The organism is Tenacibaculum sp. nBUS_03, from assembly GCF_051201695.1.
Taxonomy (GTDB): Bacteria; Bacteroidota; Bacteroidia; order Flavobacteriales; family Flavobacteriaceae; genus Polaribacter.
Map to the genome: position 1 here is coordinate 2,546,703 of NZ_CP179214.1, position 19,109 is coordinate 2,565,811.

Annotated in this window: 7 protein-coding genes; 6 read left to right on the forward strand and 1 reads right to left on the reverse strand. The window is 32.7% G+C overall.

The genetic code is table 11. The features are described from left to right. Positions 1-38: 38 nt before the first annotated feature. The 4 genes from ACMFBB_RS11840 to ACMFBB_RS11855 all read left to right on the forward strand — a co-directional run bounded on the left by ACMFBB_RS11840 (position 39) and on the right by ACMFBB_RS11855 (position 13,394). Positions 39-3,515 (forward strand): M4 family metallopeptidase, encoded by a 3,477-nt coding sequence (locus tag ACMFBB_RS11840; protein WP_435260988.1) that lies wholly within the window; start codon positions 39-41, stop codon positions 3,513-3,515. Between the two features lie 221 nt (positions 3,516-3,736). Further along, on the forward strand, positions 3,737-7,117 hold the full coding sequence (locus ACMFBB_RS11845) for a GEVED domain-containing protein (RefSeq protein ID WP_435260989.1): 3,381 nt from the start codon (positions 3,737-3,739) through the stop codon (positions 7,115-7,117). 75 nt (positions 7,118-7,192) lie between these two features. Beyond that, complete coding sequence (locus ACMFBB_RS11850; RefSeq protein ID WP_435260990.1) at positions 7,193-11,461, forward strand: GEVED domain-containing protein; 4,269 nt, start codon at positions 7,193-7,195, stop codon at positions 11,459-11,461. A gap of 73 nt (positions 11,462-11,534) precedes the next feature. After that, a complete protein-coding gene (locus ACMFBB_RS11855; protein WP_435260991.1) occupies positions 11,535-13,394 on the forward strand; it encodes an ABC-F family ATP-binding cassette domain-containing protein in 1,860 nt (619 codons plus the stop codon). Between the two features lie 76 nt (positions 13,395-13,470). Here ACMFBB_RS11855 and ACMFBB_RS11860 read toward each other — a convergent pair whose 3' ends face one another. Further along, a complete protein-coding gene (locus tag ACMFBB_RS11860) occupies positions 13,471-14,514 on the reverse strand; it encodes an isoaspartyl peptidase/L-asparaginase family protein (RefSeq protein WP_435260992.1) in 1,044 nt (347 codons plus the stop codon). Between the two features lie 453 nt (positions 14,515-14,967). Here ACMFBB_RS11860 and ACMFBB_RS11865 point away from each other — a divergent pair, with 453 nt between their 5' ends. Both ACMFBB_RS11865 and ACMFBB_RS11870 read left to right on the forward strand, forming a co-directional pair. Further along, on the forward strand, positions 14,968-15,753 hold the full coding sequence (locus ACMFBB_RS11865; protein ID WP_435260993.1) for a helix-turn-helix domain-containing protein: 786 nt from the start codon (positions 14,968-14,970) through the stop codon (positions 15,751-15,753). Positions 15,754-15,884: 131 nt separating this feature from the next. Then, complete coding sequence (locus tag ACMFBB_RS11870; RefSeq protein ID WP_435260994.1) at positions 15,885-19,064, forward strand: M4 family metallopeptidase; 3,180 nt, start codon at positions 15,885-15,887, stop codon at positions 19,062-19,064. Positions 19,065-19,109: the final 45 nt, after the last annotated feature.

Genomic DNA, 19,109 nt, shown 5'->3' on the forward strand with positions numbered 1-19,109 from the left:
GGTTTTTTTATAATTTTTTAAATTATACCCTTCTAAAAATGAAAAATAAATACGTTAAAAACGCAATGTTTTTGGCTTTTTTGTTGCCTGGAGTATTTGCAATGAATGCCCAAGACAATTCAAAGCCAAGACAAATTAAATTTAAAACTTCCTCAAAAATTTCTTTACAGGAAGCTCCGACTTTAATTAGACAAAAACTTAAACTATCACCGAATGATAACTTATTGAAAGTTAAATCTAAAGTTGATGATTTAGGTTTTACACATGAAAAGTATCAACAAAAATTTAAAGGGCTTAAAGTAGAATTTTCTACTTACACAGCGCATGCTAAAAATGGTGCTTTAAAAAGTATGAGCGGTGAATTATATGATGTTAAAACAGTGAACATCCTTCCTAAATTATCTAAAAGAGCGGCATTTCAGAGAGCGGTATCACATACAGGTGCTGAAGAGTATTTATGGGATAATCCAAAACAAGCTAAAAGTTTAGGAAATTACAAGAAACCTGAAGGAGAATTATTAATTCTTCCAGGAGAAGTTATAGGAAAAGATAAAGCAAGGTTAGCCTATAAATTTGATATTTATGCCACGAAGCCTTTAAGTAGAGGATATTTATATATTGACGCTCATACCGGAGAATCCTTATTCTTTAATGCAATAATTAAGCATTTAGGTGAACATGCACATTCTTCAAAAAACTTAATAACAATTGAAGATATTATTAGTAAAAAGGTGGCTATATCAAATGCTCCTTTAGCTACTGGTAATGCAGCAACAAGGTATAGTGGAAATAGATCAATTACTACAAGAGTAATTGGGGGTAGTTATGTATTAAGAGACAATACTAGAGGGAATGGAGTAAATACTTATAATAGTGGTGGTCAAAATAGTTATCCAACAACAAATTTTACGGATGCTGATAATAATTGGACAGCTGCAGAATTTGATAATTCGGCAAAGGACAACGCAGCTTTAGATGCGCATTGGGGAGCTGAAATGACATATGATTATTTTCAGGCAAAACATAATAGAAATAGTTACAACGGGTCAGGAGCAACAATTAATAGTTATGTACATTACGGTAATGCTTATGACAATGCATTTTGGAATGGTAGCGTAATGACCTATGGAGATGGATCTTCTAACGGAAACGAAGGAAATGGATATTTTGATGCATTAACGTCTATTGATGTAGCAGCTCATGAGATTGGGCATGCGGTTTGTTCTAGTACAGCTGATTTAGCATACCAAAGAGAATCAGGTGGTTTAAATGAAGGTTTTTCTGATATTTGGGGAGCTGCTGTAGAGCATTTTGCAAAAGGGAATGGAAATGATGCGGCACCAGACGCTTCGGTATGGTTGATTGGTGATGAAATTGATAGAAGGTCTGGCTCAGTAGCTTTACGTTCTATGAGTAATCCAAATGAAAGAAGTCAACCTGATACTTATGGAGGAACTTATTGGAAAGAACCAAATTGTGGAACACCAACTTCTTCAAATGATTATTGTGGTGTGCATACAAATTCAGGAGTTTTGAACTATTGGTTTTATTTATTAACTGTTGGAGGTTCTGGAACAAATGATATTAACAACTCATTTAATGTTACAGGTATTGGAATGACTAAAGCAGCTAAAATTTCTTATCGTTTGGAGGTAAATTATTTATCTGCTAATTCTAAATTTGAGGATGCTAGAAATGGTGCTATATCAGCGGCAACAGACTTATATGGTGCTAATAGTAGTGAAGTAATTGCAGTAACAAACGCTTGGCATGCAGTAGGAGTTGGTGATGCTTTTTCTCAACCATGTGCTTTAGCAGCGCCTTCTAATTTTGGAGGTTCTAGTATTAATGATAACGGTTTCACATTATCGTGGTCAGCAGTTTCTGGAGCAGCTTCTTATGAGGTTACAGTAAATGGAGCAACATCAACAGTGAGCGGAACATCTAAGGTAGTTACTGGTTTAACTTCCGGAACGGCTTATGCATGTGAAGTGAAAGCAAAATGTTCCTCTGGAGGAGATGGGGCGGCATCTAATACTAGTGTAACAACAACTGGAACAGCTCCTATTAGTTACTGCTCTTCAAAGGGAAATAGTGTTGCTGATGAATATATTCAAAAAGTAGCAATAGGAAGTATTAGTAATACATCAGGTGCCGGAAATGGATATACAGATCATACTTCTTTATCTACTAATTTAGAAAAGTCAACTTCTCATACGATTACAATTACCCCAAAATGGACAGGAACTATTTATAATGAGGGGTATGCTGTATTTATAGATTATAATAAAGATGGAGATTTTGAAGATTCAGGAGAAACCGTTTGGACAAAATCAGCTTCAAAAGATACTACAGTAAGTGGTTCTTTTACAGTACCATCAGGAGCTACGGAAGGAGCTACTCGAATGAGAGTTATTTTACGATATAATGCAGTGCCAAGTTCATGTGGGTCATATGATTATGGAGAAACTGAAGATTATACTGTAGTAATTGGATCAGCACAAGCAGATACTCAAGCACCAAGTGCACCAAGTAGTTTAGTAGCATCAAGTATTTCTCAAACAGCATTAACATTAAATTGGACAGCTTCAACAGATAATGTAGGAGTAACAGGGTATGATGTGTATAGAGGATCAACAAAGATATCAACAACAACAACAACAACAAGTTATAACGTAACAGGATTAACAGCAAACACAGGGTATTCTTTTTCTGTAAAAGCACAAGACGCAGCAGGAAATGAATCAAGCTCAAGTAACGTTGCAAATGTTACTACTTTACCAAATGCAGTTTCCTATTGTGCTTCAAAAGGAAATAACTCAAGTTATGAATGGATAGATTATGTATCATTTGGAGGAATGACAAATAGTACAGGAAATGATGGAGGTTATGCTGATTATACATCTAAAGTAGCTACAGTAGCTACAGGAAGTACAAATCAATTGATAGTAAGTACAGGTTTTAGAAGTACAGCTTATAATGAATATTATTCAATTTGGATTGATTATAACCAGAATGGAACTTTTGAATCAAGTGAAAAAGTTGCCTCAGGAAACTCAACAAGTTCAGGGAATTTGTCATATAACGTAAGTGTTCCTTCAGGAGCTAATTTAGGAACAACTAGAATGAGAGTATCTATGAAGTGGAATGCATCACAAACAGCATGTGAAAGCTTTTCTTATGGAGAAGTTGAAGATTATACTGTGAGTGTTATAACTTCAAATGCCTCAGTTGTTAATACTTTAACTTCAAGTATTAAATCAGACATACTACAAAATGAGAAGGTTTTAGATTTAATGACGTATCCAAATCCAGTTATTAATAGTGTTCAAGTTAAGTTTGCGTCAAAAGCTAAAAATATAACTTATGAAATTGTAAATACAATAGGAAGTGTTGTAAAAAAGGGACAAATAACATCAACAAATTTAGATGTTTCAACTTTGACCTCAGGAATTTACATACTAAAAGTTAATGATGGTCAAAAACAATTAAAAACTAAACTTGTAAAAAAGTAAATAAATTTTTTTATACTAATAAGACCCTGAGTAAAACTCAGGGTTTTTCGTTGTTTTTCAGTAGGTTATTTGACGGGTTTTATTAACTGTTATTTTTTTGTTAAAAAAAAAATTATATATTTGGCATTGTTTTGATGAAAAAACTAAGAATTTAAGATTAAAAACCTTAAATAAGTAGAAATAAATTAAAACCAAACACTAAATTAAAACCCTTCTAAAAAATGAAACACAAGTACTTTAAAAGTCTTGTAGTTACAAGTGCATTCATTGGATTAAGTTTCCAAGCACAACTTCAAGCGCAAAACACAGGTGAGGCTGAAAAAATTCGTAGGAATTATGACTTGCCAAAACTAAATGTAATGAAGCAAAATTTTCAAAAGAATGCTTCAAATGAAAAACAACAAGCTTTACGATTAGCAAAAAAGAATGGCTGGAAAATTAAGTTTACCACGAAAGACGGTCGTATGGTTGAACTACAGAGAGTTGTAGATGGTAAGCCTATTTATTACACAACTTTTAATGTTGATGCAGCAAAATCTACAAGAACAAATCACTTACATTCTGGAGGAACATTAGGATTAAATTTAATGGGACAAGGAATGACTGCACATGTATGGGATGGAGGTTTAGCACGAACCACCCATCAAGAATACGATGGAGCGGGAGGAAATAATCGTTTTTCTATTGGTGATGGAACTACGACAAGAAATTTTCATGCAGCTCACGTTACAGGAACGATAATATCTTCAGGTGTGCAAGCTAGTGCCAAAGGAATGGCACCACATGCTAAAGCTGTAGGGTATGATTGGAATAATGATATATCTGAAGCTACATCAGCAGCAGCTAATGGAATGTTAATTTCAAACCACTCATATGGTTATAGATCAGATTTGGTTCCTGATTGGTATTTTGGTGCTTATATAAGTGAAGCTAGAGACTGGGATAATTTGATGTATTCTGCACCAAATTATTTAATGGTAGTTGCAGCAGGTAATGACGGGAATTCTAATTATAATGGCAACCCATTAAATGGGAATTCGGCGTATGATAAATTAACAGGGCATGCAGTTTCTAAAAATAATTTAGTAGTTGCAAATGCACAAGATGCTAATATTGATGCTAATGGAAATTTAGTTTCTGTTTCTATTAATAGTTCAAGTAGTGAAGGACCAACTGATGATTTAAGGATAAAACCAGATATTACAGGTAATGGAACAGGGGTTTATTCTACATATGAAAGTAGTGATAGCGCTTATAATTCTATAACGGGAACATCAATGGCGTCTCCTAACGTTGCAGGAAGTTTATTATTGTTGCAACAACATCATAATAACTTAAAAGGCTCGTTTATGAAAGCGGCAACTTTGAAAGGTTTAGCGCTTCATACAGCTGATGATGCTGGTTCAAATGGGCCAGATGCAGTTTTTGGTTGGGGACTTTTAAACACGAAATTAGCAGGACAAGTAATCACTCAAAATGGGAATCAGTCTAAAATAAATGAACTTACATTAAGTTCTGGGCAAAGTTATACTTATACGGTTGATTCAGATGGTGTTAATCCTTTGTTAGCGTCTATTTCTTGGACAGATCCAGGAGGTACTGCAAATTCTGGTACAGCAAATCTTTCAACTCCAGTTTTAGTTAATGATTTAGATATAAGAGTAACTAAAGGAGGAACTACTTATACACCATGGAGGTTAAATTCAGTAACATCTAATGGGCAAGGAGATAATAGCGTAGATCCTTTTGAAAGAGTTGATGTTTCAGGTGCTTCTGGGTCATACACTATTACAGTAACTCACAAGGGTTCTTTATCAGGAGGTAGTCAAAATTATTCTTTAATAGTTACAGGAATTACAGGTACACCAGTAGTTTGTAATGCAACAGTACCAACAGGAGTTTCAACAAGTGCAGTTTCTGCATCAGGAGCAACGGTAAATTGGACAGCAGTTTCTGGAGCAACGTATGATGTTAGGTATCGTCAAGTAGGAACTAGCTCATGGACAACAACTGCAGTATCTGGAACTACAAGAACATTAAGTGGGTTATCAGCTTCTACACAATATGAAGTACAAGTTCGTAGTAAATGTTCCTCAGGAAACTCAAATTATAGCAGTTCAGTGAACTTTACAACCTCAGCAGTACAAATTAACTATTGCTCTTCAAAAGGAAATAGTGTTGCTGATGAATATATTCAAAAAGTAGTAATAGGAAGTATTAGTAATACTTCAGGACCTGGGAATGGATATACAGATCATACTTCTTTATCTACAAATTTAGAAAAAGGAACTTCTCATGGTATCACGATTACTCCAAAATGGACAGGAACTATTTACAGTGAAGGTTATGGAGTATTTATTGATTATAATAAAGATGGAGATTTTGAAGATTCAGGAGAAACAGTTTGGACAAAATCAGCTTCAAAAGATACTACAGTAAGTGGTTCTTTTACAGTGCCATCAGGAGCTACGGAAGGAGCTACTCGAATGAGAGTTATTTTACGATATAATGCAGTTCCAAGTTCATGTGGGTCATATAATTATGGAGAAACTGAAGATTATACCGTAGTAATTGGATCAGCACAAGCAGATACTCAAGCACCAAGTGCACCAAGTAGTTTGGCTGCATCAAGTATTTCTCAAACAACATTAACATTAAATTGGACAGCTTCAACAGATAATGTGGGAGTAACTGGGTATGATGTGTATAGAGGATCAACAAAAATAGGGTCAACAACAACAGCAACGAGTTATAATGTAACAGGGCTAACGGCAAACACAGGATACACTTTTTCTGTAAAAGCACAAGATGCAGCAGGAAATGTATCAAGTTCAAGTAATGTAGTAAATGTAACTACTTTAGGAACTGTAGTTTCATACTGTGATTCAAAAGGAACACGAGTTACTTATGAGTGGATTGATTATGTGTCGTTTGGAGGAATGACTAATGCTACAGGAAAGGATGGAGGATATGGAGATTATACATCTAAAGTAGCAACTGTATCTCAAGGAAGTACAAATCAATTAGTCGTTAGTGCAGGGTTTAGAAGTACTGCTTACAATGAATACTTTGTTATTTGGATAGATTACAATGGCGATGGAGATTTTACTGATAGTGGAGAACAAGTAGCATCAGGTAATTCATCTAGTTCAGGAAACAGAACTACTAACATAACAATACCAGGAAATGCAAAGTTAGGACAAACAAGAATGCGTGTATCAATGAAATACAACTCAGCACCAACGTCTTGTGAGGCTAATTTAGGAGATGGAGAAGTAGAAGATTATACAGTCAATATTACTGCTTCTAGTTCTAGTTTAACAACATTTTCGGATGTTACTGTATCAGGAGAGCCTTTCTCTAATCAAAATGTTTTAGATTTAATGGCGTATCCTAATCCAGCTACAAACTTTATTAAAGTTACGTTTGCTTCAAAAGCTGAAAATATGACTTATAGGATTGTAAATACTATAGGAAGTGTTGTGAAATCTGGTCAAATGAAATCTAGAAACTTAGATGTTTCTAACCTGAATTCAGGAATTTACATGTTAGAAGTTAATGATGGACAAAAGTCATTAAAAACTAAACTTATCAAACAATAATCTACACATTTATTTATAAACAAAGAATAGTTAGGGGATCATCCCTAACTATTTTTTACTAATCAATTTAATCAAATGAACAATAAACTTAAGTTTTTGATTGGCGGCTTGTCAGTTGCAGCAATTTCAATTATTGGATCTGATTATTTAAAGAAGCAAAATGTTTCAGCTACAATAGCTAAACAGCGAGAGGTTTATAAAACCTTTTTAGACGAAAGTCCTTTAAATGAATCTTTAAAATGGGGGAAAAAAGAAAGAAAATTAAAAGGATTACCTCCTAATAGGTATTTTGACCAAATGCAATTACTTACTATGAATCCAGCTACCGGAAAAATGGAAGATGGAACATTAGCGAAGTTAAGAGAAGATTTACTAAAAAGTAGATCTGCTAAAGGAAGTAACGTACAACGAAGAAACCCTGGAGATACAGGAAATTCTTGGGTAGAGAGAGGTGCTAATAATGTTGGTGGACGTACAAGAGTAATTTTGTTTGACCCAAATGATGCTACCAATAATACCGTGTATGCTGGTGGAGTAAGTGGTGGTTTATGGAAAAACACAAATATTAGTAATGCAAATACTCAATGGACAAGAGTACAGAATGTACCAGGTAATTTATCAGTAACTTCTATTACTGTTGATCCTAGAAATTCTAATATATGGTATGTAGGAACGGGTGAACAGTATACTGCTGGTGATGTTGTTGGTAATGGAGTATATGTTACGACCAATGGAGGTACTACATGGAATGCTATAAATATTCCAGCTGCTGGTTCAGCAATTATTAACTACAATGCAAGTAATATATTTCTTTCTGGACTTCATTATGTAAATGATATCCTTGCTTGGGATAATGGTTCATCTACAGAATTATTTGTCGCTGTTGGAGCTAATGTATATGGAGATTCTTCTAGCCCTAGAAATTGGCTAGGATTGCAATCAGCCGGTATTTATCGTTCAACAAATAATGGAGCTACCTGGAATAGAATTGAATCGGCTAATATGAAATATACGTTTGGAGGTAGTGATTATTATTATGTTCCAAATGATTTGGAGGTAAGTGCTAATAATACGATTTGGATGGGAACAATCAAGTCTGTTTTAGATGCAAATAGTGGAGGTAGGGTATATAGCTCAACAAACGGATCTACTTGGACAGAGGCAGCAGCTTCTCCATTGACAGATTCTAATAGAGTTGAACTTGAGCCATCGGCTACGAATGCAAATAAAATTTATGCGTTAACTCAAGGTTCAGGATCAACACCTGTACATATATACAAAACAACTAATGGTTTTACTTCTGTTAGTGAAACTTCTTTGCCTAATGATGCTGATACAGGAATTTCTTCAACAGATTTTACAAGGGGGCAAGCATTTTACGATTTAGTAATTGAAGCTGATCCCACAAATGATAATATTTTTTATGTAGGTGGTATTGATTTATTTAAAACAACTAATGGTGGATCGTCTTGGTCTCAATTATCTCACTGGTATGGAGGGTTTGGTTATCAAAATGTGCATGCTGATCAGCATTCAATAGCTTTTGGTAATAATGATTCATCAAAAATGTTATTCGGAAATGATGGAGGTGTTTATTATTCTGGAAATGCAGGTGGTGTTATAGGTAAAAGAAATAAAGGATATAATGTTACTCAGTTTGTAAAAGCAGCAATTGGACCTGATGGAGTAGGAGATGTTGATGGTATTTTTAGTGCTGGAGCTCAAGATAACGGAACTCAGGCTTTTAGAAATGCTGTTGCTGGAGTAAATAGTTCAACAGAATTAAGTGATGGAGATGGTTTTTACACGTTTGTTGATAAAGATGGACAGTATATGATTGCTACTTATGTAAATAATGTTATTTACAGATTCAGTTTACCTTGGAATGGTTTAGGAAGGCAACAAGGAGGAGCAACATCATTATTAAGTGAGCAAAATACAGGTGATTTCGTAAATCCTATGGGCTATGATGATGATGCAAATCGTTTATTAACAAACGCATCAACGAGTAGTGCAAAGTCAATTAAAAGTATAAATGTAGCTTCAAATACAAAAGGTAATATAACTAATGCATTGTTGGACGCGAGTCCTACTGCTTTTCAAGCTTCTCCTTTTGCTAACAATTCATGGTATGTTGGATTAGCTAATGGTAAATTGTTAAGATTAACAAATGTTACTAATAGCAATGCTACTTGGACAAATATTAATACTCCTTTTGTAGGAGCTGTATCTTCAGTTAGATTTGGAGCAACTGCAAACGATATTTTTGTTACAATTCATAATTATGGTGTAACCAGTGTATGGGCTACTTCAAACGGAGGGGCTAATTGGGTTAATAAGGAAGGAAATTTACCAAATATTCCTGTAAGAGATTTATTACAAAATCCATTAGATAGAACTGAAGTTATTTTAGCTACACAATTAGGTGTTTGGTCAACATCAAACTTTAATGACGCTAATCCAAATTGGGAACAAGCATATAATGGAATGAGTGATGTTAGTGTAACTTCATTTGATTATTGGAACGTAAGTGGAAATCATACTACTAATAAGGTAATTGCATCTACGTATGGTAGAGGTGTATTTACTGGAACTTTTACAAGTAATGCAGTTGCAGATACACAAGCACCATCAGCGCCAACTAGTTTGTCAGCTAGTTCAATTACTGCTACTAGCTTATCTTTAAATTGGTCTACATCAACTGATAATATTGGAGTTACTGGTTATGATGTCTTTAGAGGGGCTACTAAAATAGGCTCTTCTACAACTACTTCTTATAATGTTTCTGGGTTAACAGCAAGTACAGCATATACTTTCACTGTAAAGGCAAAAGATGCCGCTGGAAATATTTCGGCCTCTAGTAGTGCAGTAAATGTAACTACATCTGGTGCGGTTTTAACATATTGTAATTCGAAAGGAAATAGTGTTGCAGATGAGTATATTCAAAGGGTACAGCTAGGAAGTATTGATAAGTCTTCAACGGGAGGAAATGGGTATTCAGATCATACTTCAGTTTCTACAGATTTAGAAAAAGGAAAATCTAATACAATTATAATTACACCAAAATGGACAGGTACGCAGTATGATGAAGGTTATGGGGTATGGATAGATTACAATAAAGATGGTGACTTCTCGGATGCAGGGGAAACTGTTTGGACTAAAGCAAAGTCTAAAACATCTCCAGTAACAGGTTCTTTTACGGTTCCTTCTTCAGCAACTGAAGGAGCAACAAGAATGAGAATTGTGATGAAGTATAACGCTACTCCAACAGCTTGTGAAGCTTCTTTTTCTTATGGAGAAGTAGAGGATTATACAGTAAACATTAAAGCCGCTGTTGCTGATACACAAGCACCAACAGCTCCAACAAATTTATCTAGCTCAAATGTAGCGCAAAATACATTAACATTAGCATGGGCTGCTTCAACTGATAATGTAGGGGTAACAGGATATGATGTTTTTAGAGGTGCAACTAAGTTAGCAACTGTAACTACTACTTCTTATAATGTAACAGGATTAACAGCAAATACTACTTATAGTTTTTCAGTAAAAGCAAAAGACGCTGCAGCAAATGTTTCTTCTGCTAGTAATGTAGTTAATGTTACAACATTGAGTGATGTAGTTAATTACTGTGCTTCAAAAGGTAATAGAGTTAGTTATGAGTGGATTGATTATGTTTCTTTTGGAGGAATGACAAATACATCTTCTGCAAACGGTGGGTATGGTGATTTTACCTCTAAGGTTGCAACGGTTACTCAAGGAACGACGAATCAAATTGTGGTAAGTGCCGGATTTAGTGGTTCTTCTTATACTGAATATTTTACAGTATGGATTGATTATAACAGAAACGGAACTTTTGAAAGTAGTGAACAAACTTCTTTAGGTTCTTCTAGTTCAGCTTCAAATAGATCTGCAAACATATCAATACCTGCAGGTGCTATTTTAGGACAAACAAGAATGCGTGTTTCTATGAAATATAACGGAGCCTCTACAGCATGTGAAACATTTGCTGATGGTGAAGTAGAAGATTATACAGTTAATATAGTTGGTTCTTCTTCTTCTTTAGCAGGAACTACCTCTTCAAACGACGTATCTGCTGAGCCATTAGATGTAGATGGTTTACCAAGTTTAATTGTATATCCGAATCCAGCTGTTAATAGCATTATCGTAAAATTTGGTAACAATGAAAATGTAAATTATAGAATTACTAATACAATTGGTCAAGTTGTATTAATAGGAGAAACTATGAATAATACAGTAAATATCTCTGGTTTAAAGAGTGGAGTTTACCTATTAGAGGCAAATGATGGTCAAAAATCATTGACAACTAAATTAGTTAAAAGATAATTTAAAACCCTTCTTTCTTTAACTAATGATGACCCTGAGCTTTTGCTCAGGGTTTTTTAATTATTTTTGCCAAATGAATTATTTATCAGTAGAGAACATATCAAAGTCATACGGAGAAAAAGTTTTGTTTCAAGACATTTCATTCGGAATAAATAAAGATCAAAAAATTGCTTTTGTTGCTAAGAATGGTAGTGGTAAAACATCTATCTTAAACATTATAGCTGGATTTGACACGCCAGATACAGGTCAAATTATCAGTAGAAAAGGAATAAATATTGCCTACTTAGCTCAAAATGCCAAGTATAATGATGAGTTAACTATTGAAGAAACTATTTTTTCAACAGAGAATAAAATATTGACTATCATTAAAAACTATGAAAAGGCGTTAGAAAATCCTGATGATCAAGAAGCTTATCAAGAAGCATTTGAGCAAATGGAACAACACAATGCTTGGGATTTTGAAACACAGTATAAACAAATCCTTTCTAAACTAAAGCTAAGTAATTTACAGCAGAAAGTAGGTAAGTTGTCTGGAGGTCAAAAAAAGCGTTTAGGTTTAGCCATTATTTTAATAAATAAACCAGATTTATTAATTCTCGATGAGCCAACGAATCATTTAGATTTAGAAATGATTGAGTGGTTAGAAGCTTTTTTTGCTAAAGAAAAAATTACATTATTTATGGTTACCCATGATCGTTATTTTTTAGAACGTGTGTGTAATGAAATATTAGAGCTAGATAATGGAAGGCTTTATAAATATAAAGGGAATTATTCGTATTATTTACAAAATAAAGAAGAGCGTTTGGCGCTTGAAGCTACTAATTTGAGTAAAGCAAAAAGCTTATTTAAAAAAGAGTTAGACTGGATGCGTCGTCAACCTAAAGCTAGAACCACTAAATCTAAGTCAAGAATTGATGATTTTTTTCAAATCAAAGAAAAAGCCCATAAGCGAAGACAAGAACATGAAGTTCAGCTTGAAATTAATATGGAGCGTTTAGGTAGTAAAATAGTAGAGCTTCATAAATTAAAAAAATCATTTGATGACAAAGTTATTTTAGACGGATTTGAATATGTTTTTAAAAAAGGAGAACGTATTGGAATTATAGGTAAAAATGGAACAGGGAAGTCCTCTTTTTTAAATATTTTAACAGAAAAAATCTCTTTAGACGGCGGTAAGGTTGTGGTTGGAGAAACTGTAAAGTTTGGGTATTATACTCAAAAAGGAATTCACGTAAAAGAAGATCAAAAAGTAATTGAAGTAATAAAAGAGTTTGGTGAATATATTCCGTTAACGAAAGGAAGAAAGATTTCTGCATCACAATTATTAGAACGTTTTTTATTTGATAGAAAAAAACAATATGATTTTGTTGAAAAATTATCTGGAGGAGAGCAGAAACGATTGTATTTATGTGCAGTGTTAATCCAAAACCCTAACTTCTTAATTTTAGATGAGCCAACAAACGATTTAGATGTAGTAACTTTAAATGTGCTTGAAAATTTCTTATTAGACTATCCGGGTAACTTAATGGTAGTATCACACGACCGTTATTTTATGGATAAAATTGTAGATTCTTTATTTGTTTTTAGAGGAGAAGGTGTTGTTGAGAATTTCCCAGGTAATTACTCTGATTTTAGAGCATATGATAGTTCAAAGTCTAATGAATCTAAAGAAGAAAAAAAAGTTGTTGTAAAGCAAGAAAAAACACCTCAAAAAGGAAAGTTAGACTATAAAGAAAATCGAGAATATGGTTTGCTAGAAGGAGATATAGAAAAACTACAAAAAAAGAAGAATAGTATAGAAGCACAATTTGCAAATAATGAAATTAGTGCTGATGCCATAAACGAAAAATCTTTAGAATTACAACAAATAATTAAAAGCTTAGAAGAAAAAGAAGAACGATGGTTTGAACTTTCTATGAAACTGGAAGAATAAATGAATAATTTACTATAAAGAATAACCACATTTTTTTATTTAAAAATGTGGTTATTTTGTTTGTATTAATTCAAGATTAATCGTTATAAATTTTTACAACTAAATCTCCTTTATCATTCATTGAAGCTCTATACATGCCTGCAGTATTAAATTCAAATGACATGTTACCATTTTTATCAATAGCAATGACACCTCCAGTTCCTCCAAGTTTTGTAAGTTTATTTTGAATAACATCATTGGTAGCTTCTTTTAAAGAAACATTTTTATATTCTATCTGTGCAGCAATGTCATATGCTACAACCCCTCTGATAAAATATTCGCCCCATCCTGTAGAAGAAACACCACATGTAGCGTTATTTGCATATGTACCTGCTCCAATTATAGGAGAGTCTCCTATTCTATTCCAACGTTTATTAGTCATTCCTCCTGTAGAAGTACCAGCAGTAATATTTCCTTGTTTATCTAAAGCTACACAACCTACAGTACCAAATTTACTATCTTTAATATCAGTGTCGTAAAAAGCAGATTTTTCATCATGGTCTAATTGTGTCTTCTCTTTATCTTTTATGCGAAGTAAAGACTTGAATCGTTTTTCAGTATAAAAATAATTAGCATCCATAATTTCTAATCCCTTTTCTTTAGCAAAGTTATCAGCACCAACTCCTGATAATAATACATGGTTAGAATTGTTCATAACTTTAATAGCTGCGGATATTGGGTTTTTAACAGTTTTAATACCTGCAACTGCGCCAGCATTTAGAGTTTTACCTTCCATTATAGAGGCATCCATTTCATTGGTTTCAGTATTCGTAAATACTGCCCCCTTACCAGCATTAAATAAAGGAGAGTTTTCCATAATATGTATTGATGCTTCAACAGCTTTGGTACTTGACCCCCCTTTTTTTAAAATAGAATATCCAGCTTTTATAGCTTCCTCTAATTTTTGCAGATACTTATTCTCTTTAGCTGAAGTCATATTTTTTTTTAAAATAGTACCAGCCCCTCCATGAATAATAATAGCAAACTCATTTTGTTTAATATCCTTTGTTATTTTTTCTTTATTGTTTTTACAACTGTTTAAAAACAATAACAATATTAGAATAGTAGCTATTTGTTTCATTTTTTATGTTAATGTTTGATAGTTAAATTGATATCAAAAATATAACTTTTCAATTATAGTTTTTAACAAAATTTAATTATTTGTTTGATGTGTGCTTGTTTTTAAAATATTAGTAGTTAATTAGTTATATTGGTTAGGTTCTAAACAAAACTAACTAACCAAACCAATCTCATGTTAAATTCCTGTTACTTTATAGGTAGTATACAAACATTATTAATAACATTAATATTTTTTTTATATAAGTCTCAAAAGTTTAAGTTAAATAGGTATTTAGGATTCTTTTTCCTTACCCTTTTTATTGAAACAGTAAAAATAATTTTGCTGAGAACATATCATAATATTCAGCTGTTTTTTTTACCAGTCAACTTTAATTTTTTAACCATCGTTTTTTTGTTTTTTTATGCATCTGAAACATCAGGAGTTATTATAAAAAATAAGTTTAAATATTACATTATGGCAATCATAGAAGCGTTGTTGTTTTCTATGTTATTTATTCTTGTTTGGCTTTTTCCTAGCCTCATTGAAAAACTGTTTATTTATGGCTTTATGGATGTTTATATGATATCATCATCAATATTTGTTGGATATTTCTGTATCAGAATAATTAAAATTAATCTCACACATAAAAATAAGCTTTTACAGTTTTATGAAGATGTGAAATACAAAACATTATTATGGCTTTCAGCTTTTTGTGTTATATGCATAGTTTTGAACTTTCTTGGATTTCTAGGACGCTTTCTATTTTTGAATAGTGAAAACTACCATGTATTAACTGAAGTTTTATTTTTGATTTCTTTGTATTATATAACAATTGCCAGTTTGGTACAAATTAATATTTCAAATGTAATTAATACAAGTAAAGTTTCTTTGAATGAAATTCAACAAGAACTTGTTGAGGTTTGTAAAACAATTGACTACTATATGGCAAATGAAAAGCTGTATTTAAATCCTTCGTTAAATCTTAGTTTTTTATCAAATTACATTAAAATACCCGATAGATTGATATCAAAATCTATTAACGAAATAAAGAATAAGAATTTTAACAGGTTTGTTCATGAGTATAGAATTGAAGAATTTAAGCGATTAATTTTAGATAAAAAATATGACAAATACAGTATTGAAGCTTTAGCTCATGAAATAGGATATAATTCTCGAGCTTCATTTTATAAAAACTTTAAAACAATTGTAGGAGTTTCTCCGCATGATTACATTGAAAATGTTAAAATAAATAAAGAGTAGTGCTTATTTGTAAACTATTTTTTGTGTCATTTTGTTGAGATGTCTCAAAACATGTTTTGAGACATTGTTTTTTTGTGTAATGTTTTGTTTTTGTGGTAATTAGCAATCTTAATTATAAACCTTTCTAAACAATGAAAACAAAATTAAACAAGCTTTTAGTCGTTGTGTTTTTATCAATGATAACTGGAATATCATATTCCCAAAACAACATTACTGTTCTTCAGGATGGAGACAATGGATTAGCTCCTAGGTATGTTCAAATAGAAGAAAATAGTCAGCCAACTATTAATTCAGCCATTAATTTTTTAAGAAAAACTTTTAAAATTTCTTCAAATTTTACTTTCAATGAAGTATCTAATGAAACAGATGAGCTTGGCATAACTCATGTAAAGTATCAACAGTACTTAAACGGTATACCTGTTGAAAATGCCTACTATGTTTTACATGCTAGAAAAGGAAAAGTATATTCAGTAAATGGTGAGATATTCAAAACACTATTAAAAAAAGCTACAGGAATTCAAAAAAGATCAAGTATATCATCTGAACAAGCATTAAATTTTGCTATCAAAGAATTGAAAGGAAAGGCTTTTTCGTGGGATAAAACTCAAAGAAGCTCAAAGCAAAAAAGTAATGATTTAGTATATATATCTAAAGGTAATAACTTAAATGTAAATGAATTAGAGTTAGTATATAAGTTTGATTTATATTCAACTGAGCCTTTTGATAGAAAAAAAGTATATATAAATGCATCTAATGGAGAAACAGTGTTTACAGAAGTATTAAAACATTCTGCTTTTCCTGGAAAAGAGAATCATTCTTGTGAAGAAAAATCACATTCAAATGAAGACGATGAAATGTTTGCGGCAGGTACTACCCAAACGAGATTTTATGGAACTAAAAGTATTACCGTATCTGGTTCATCCGGAAGATATACTGCTTCTCAAACAGGAAACAGAAATATTTCTATTACTAATTTAAACGGTAGAAGTATTGGTTTTGGAAGTACACCACCATCTGGAGGTTCTGTTATTTCTAGTAGTACAGCTAATGGTTTTGGAAATTCTGGTAATGAAGGGTATTATATGGCTGCTTATTGGGGAGCAGAACAAACCTGGGACATGTTTAAGAGTGTTTTTGGAAGATCTGGGTATAATGGTTCAGGAGGGAAAGTTAATATATTTGTTAACGGTACTGGTCAAGGTGCAGATAATAATGCATTTTGGGTTGGATCTTGGACATATTTCGGGAATGCTACAAGTGGAGCTCCTTTTACTCCTCTTGATGTTGTTGGTCATGAAATAGCACATGGAGTTACTCAAACTTCTGCTGGTTTAGTCTATAGAAATGAATCTGGAGCTATGAATGAAGGGTTTAGTGATATTTTTGGATGTTATGCTGAGTATTATGCATTTAATAGGTTAGATTCTAATGTTTGGACTTTAGGAGAGAATATTTCTTTTCAACGATCTTTATCAAATCCTAAACAACATAGACAACCTGATACTTACAATGGTACAAATTGGTACACTGGTTCTGGTGATAATGGAGGTGTTCATATTAATAGTGGAGTATTGAATCACTGGTTTTATATTTTATCTCAAGGAAAGCAAGGGTCAAATGATAAAGGAAATTCATTTAATGTAAAAGGAATAGGTATAGAAAAAGCTGCACAAATTGCTTATAGAGCACTTACAAGATATTTAACTTCAAGTTCTAATTATTCTTCAGCAAGAAATGCAGTAATTAATGCAGCAACTGATTTATACGGGGCAAATTCTTGTGAAATAGTAGCTACTACAGACGCTATGTATGCTGTAGGTATTGGGTCTAAATATTCAGGTGTAGGATGTAGTATAAATACATGTAACGCTGTTAAAAATTTGTCAGCTCAAAATGTTTCAAGTACGGGAGCAACTGTGTCTTGGAGTACCGTTACTAATGTAACAAATTATAGGTTAGAGTATAAAAAATCTTCAGCAAGTAGTTATACACAACTATCCGTTAATGGATTAACAAGAGTGCTTTCTGGTTTGAGTGCAAATACTTCTTACCAAGTAAGAGTTACTTATACATGTGATGGTAAGTTAGCACCATATTCAAATGTTGTTACCTTTACAACCATTGAAGGAGATAAACCTTGTGATGCGGTAACTGGAGTTTCTGCCTCAAATATTGATCAGGTTTCTGCGTTAATTTCATGGGCTGCTAAATCAGGTGTTAATTCATATACGCTAGAATATAAAAGCAATTCTAGTAGTTCATATACTGCATTAAGTGTAAACTCAAATAATGCAACTTTAAGTAATTTAAAACCTTCAACAACCTATAATGTTAGAATAAAATATACTTGTGAAGGAGGAACAAACCCTGGTGGCTGTGATGGTTTAAATGCATATGAAACCTACCCAAAAATATATTATTCTGGTGACAGAGTAACTTATGGTGGAAGAAAGTATGAGTGTGGAGCGGACGGAGTTTATAATATTCCTCCTACAGGAAGTGTATACTCCTATCTATGGAGTGATTTAGGTGCATGTTCTGGGTCTGCTCAGGTAACCCAAAATGAATCGCCTTATTCTGTTGTAATTTCTTTTACTACTAAGCCTACTGATGGGCCTGAATGTAATGCAGTTACAAATGTTAATGTAACTAATGAGACTTCAAATAGTGCGCAAGTATCATGGTCATTAGTTACTGGTATTGATGCCTACGTATTAAAGTATAAAAAAGCGTCATCTGCAAACTATACTTCTGTTAACTTGTTTGGCAGTAGTTATACATTAACAGGTTTAGATGAAGATACTAGCTATCAAGTACAAATTGGATATTTATGTAAAGACGGCAAAGATGCTCCTTATTCTAGTTTAGTTAATTTTACAACACAAGGTGGAAATACCGGAGGTTGTAGTGGGATAGCTGAATATCAAAGTGGTGTTTTTTATCAAAAAGGAGATAAAGTTGTATACAATGGGAATATTTTTGAAGCTCAAATTACTGTTTGGTGGTCACCAAATTATGGATTTTGGACAAATTTAGGCCCTTGTGCTAATTTAAATTCAAAGCAAAGTTTTAATATAATAACTAATCCAGTAAAAGAAGGAGTAGTAATGTTATCGTTTCAAAATGTAAAGTCTTCTAATGTAGAGGTGCGTATCTCTGATTTTTCTGGAAATATTCTTATTACAAAGACCTTAACTAAATTAAAAGTTAATTCATTTAATTCATTGCGAGAAATAGGTATATCTAATTTGAAAATAGGAGTATACCTTATTAATGTTAATGGGTTAACTAAGAAATTAATAGTAGAATAATTCATTTGTTTTTACAAGAAAGAAGTAGGGTACATATAAGTACTA

Bases quoted from the DNA above. Each gene is read 5' to 3' on its own strand.
- ACMFBB_RS11840 (WP_435260988.1), top strand. From the start codon at position 39: ATGAAAAATAAATACGTTAAAAACGCAATGTTTTTGGCTTTTTTGTTG.
- ACMFBB_RS11845 (WP_435260989.1), top strand. From the start codon at position 3,737: ATGAAACACAAGTACTTTAAAAGTCTTGTAGTTACAAGTGCATTCATT.
- ACMFBB_RS11850 (WP_435260990.1), top strand. From the start codon at position 7,193: ATGAACAATAAACTTAAGTTTTTGATTGGCGGCTTGTCAGTTGCAGCA.
- ACMFBB_RS11855 (WP_435260991.1), top strand. From the start codon at position 11,535: ATGAATTATTTATCAGTAGAGAACATATCAAAGTCATACGGAGAAAAA.
- ACMFBB_RS11860 (WP_435260992.1), bottom strand. From the start codon at position 14,514: ATGAAACAAATAGCTACTATTCTAATATTGTTATTGTTTTTAAACAGT.
- ACMFBB_RS11865 (WP_435260993.1), top strand. From the start codon at position 14,968: ATGGCAATCATAGAAGCGTTGTTGTTTTCTATGTTATTTATTCTTGTT.
- ACMFBB_RS11870 (WP_435260994.1), top strand. From the start codon at position 15,885: ATGAAAACAAAATTAAACAAGCTTTTAGTCGTTGTGTTTTTATCAATG.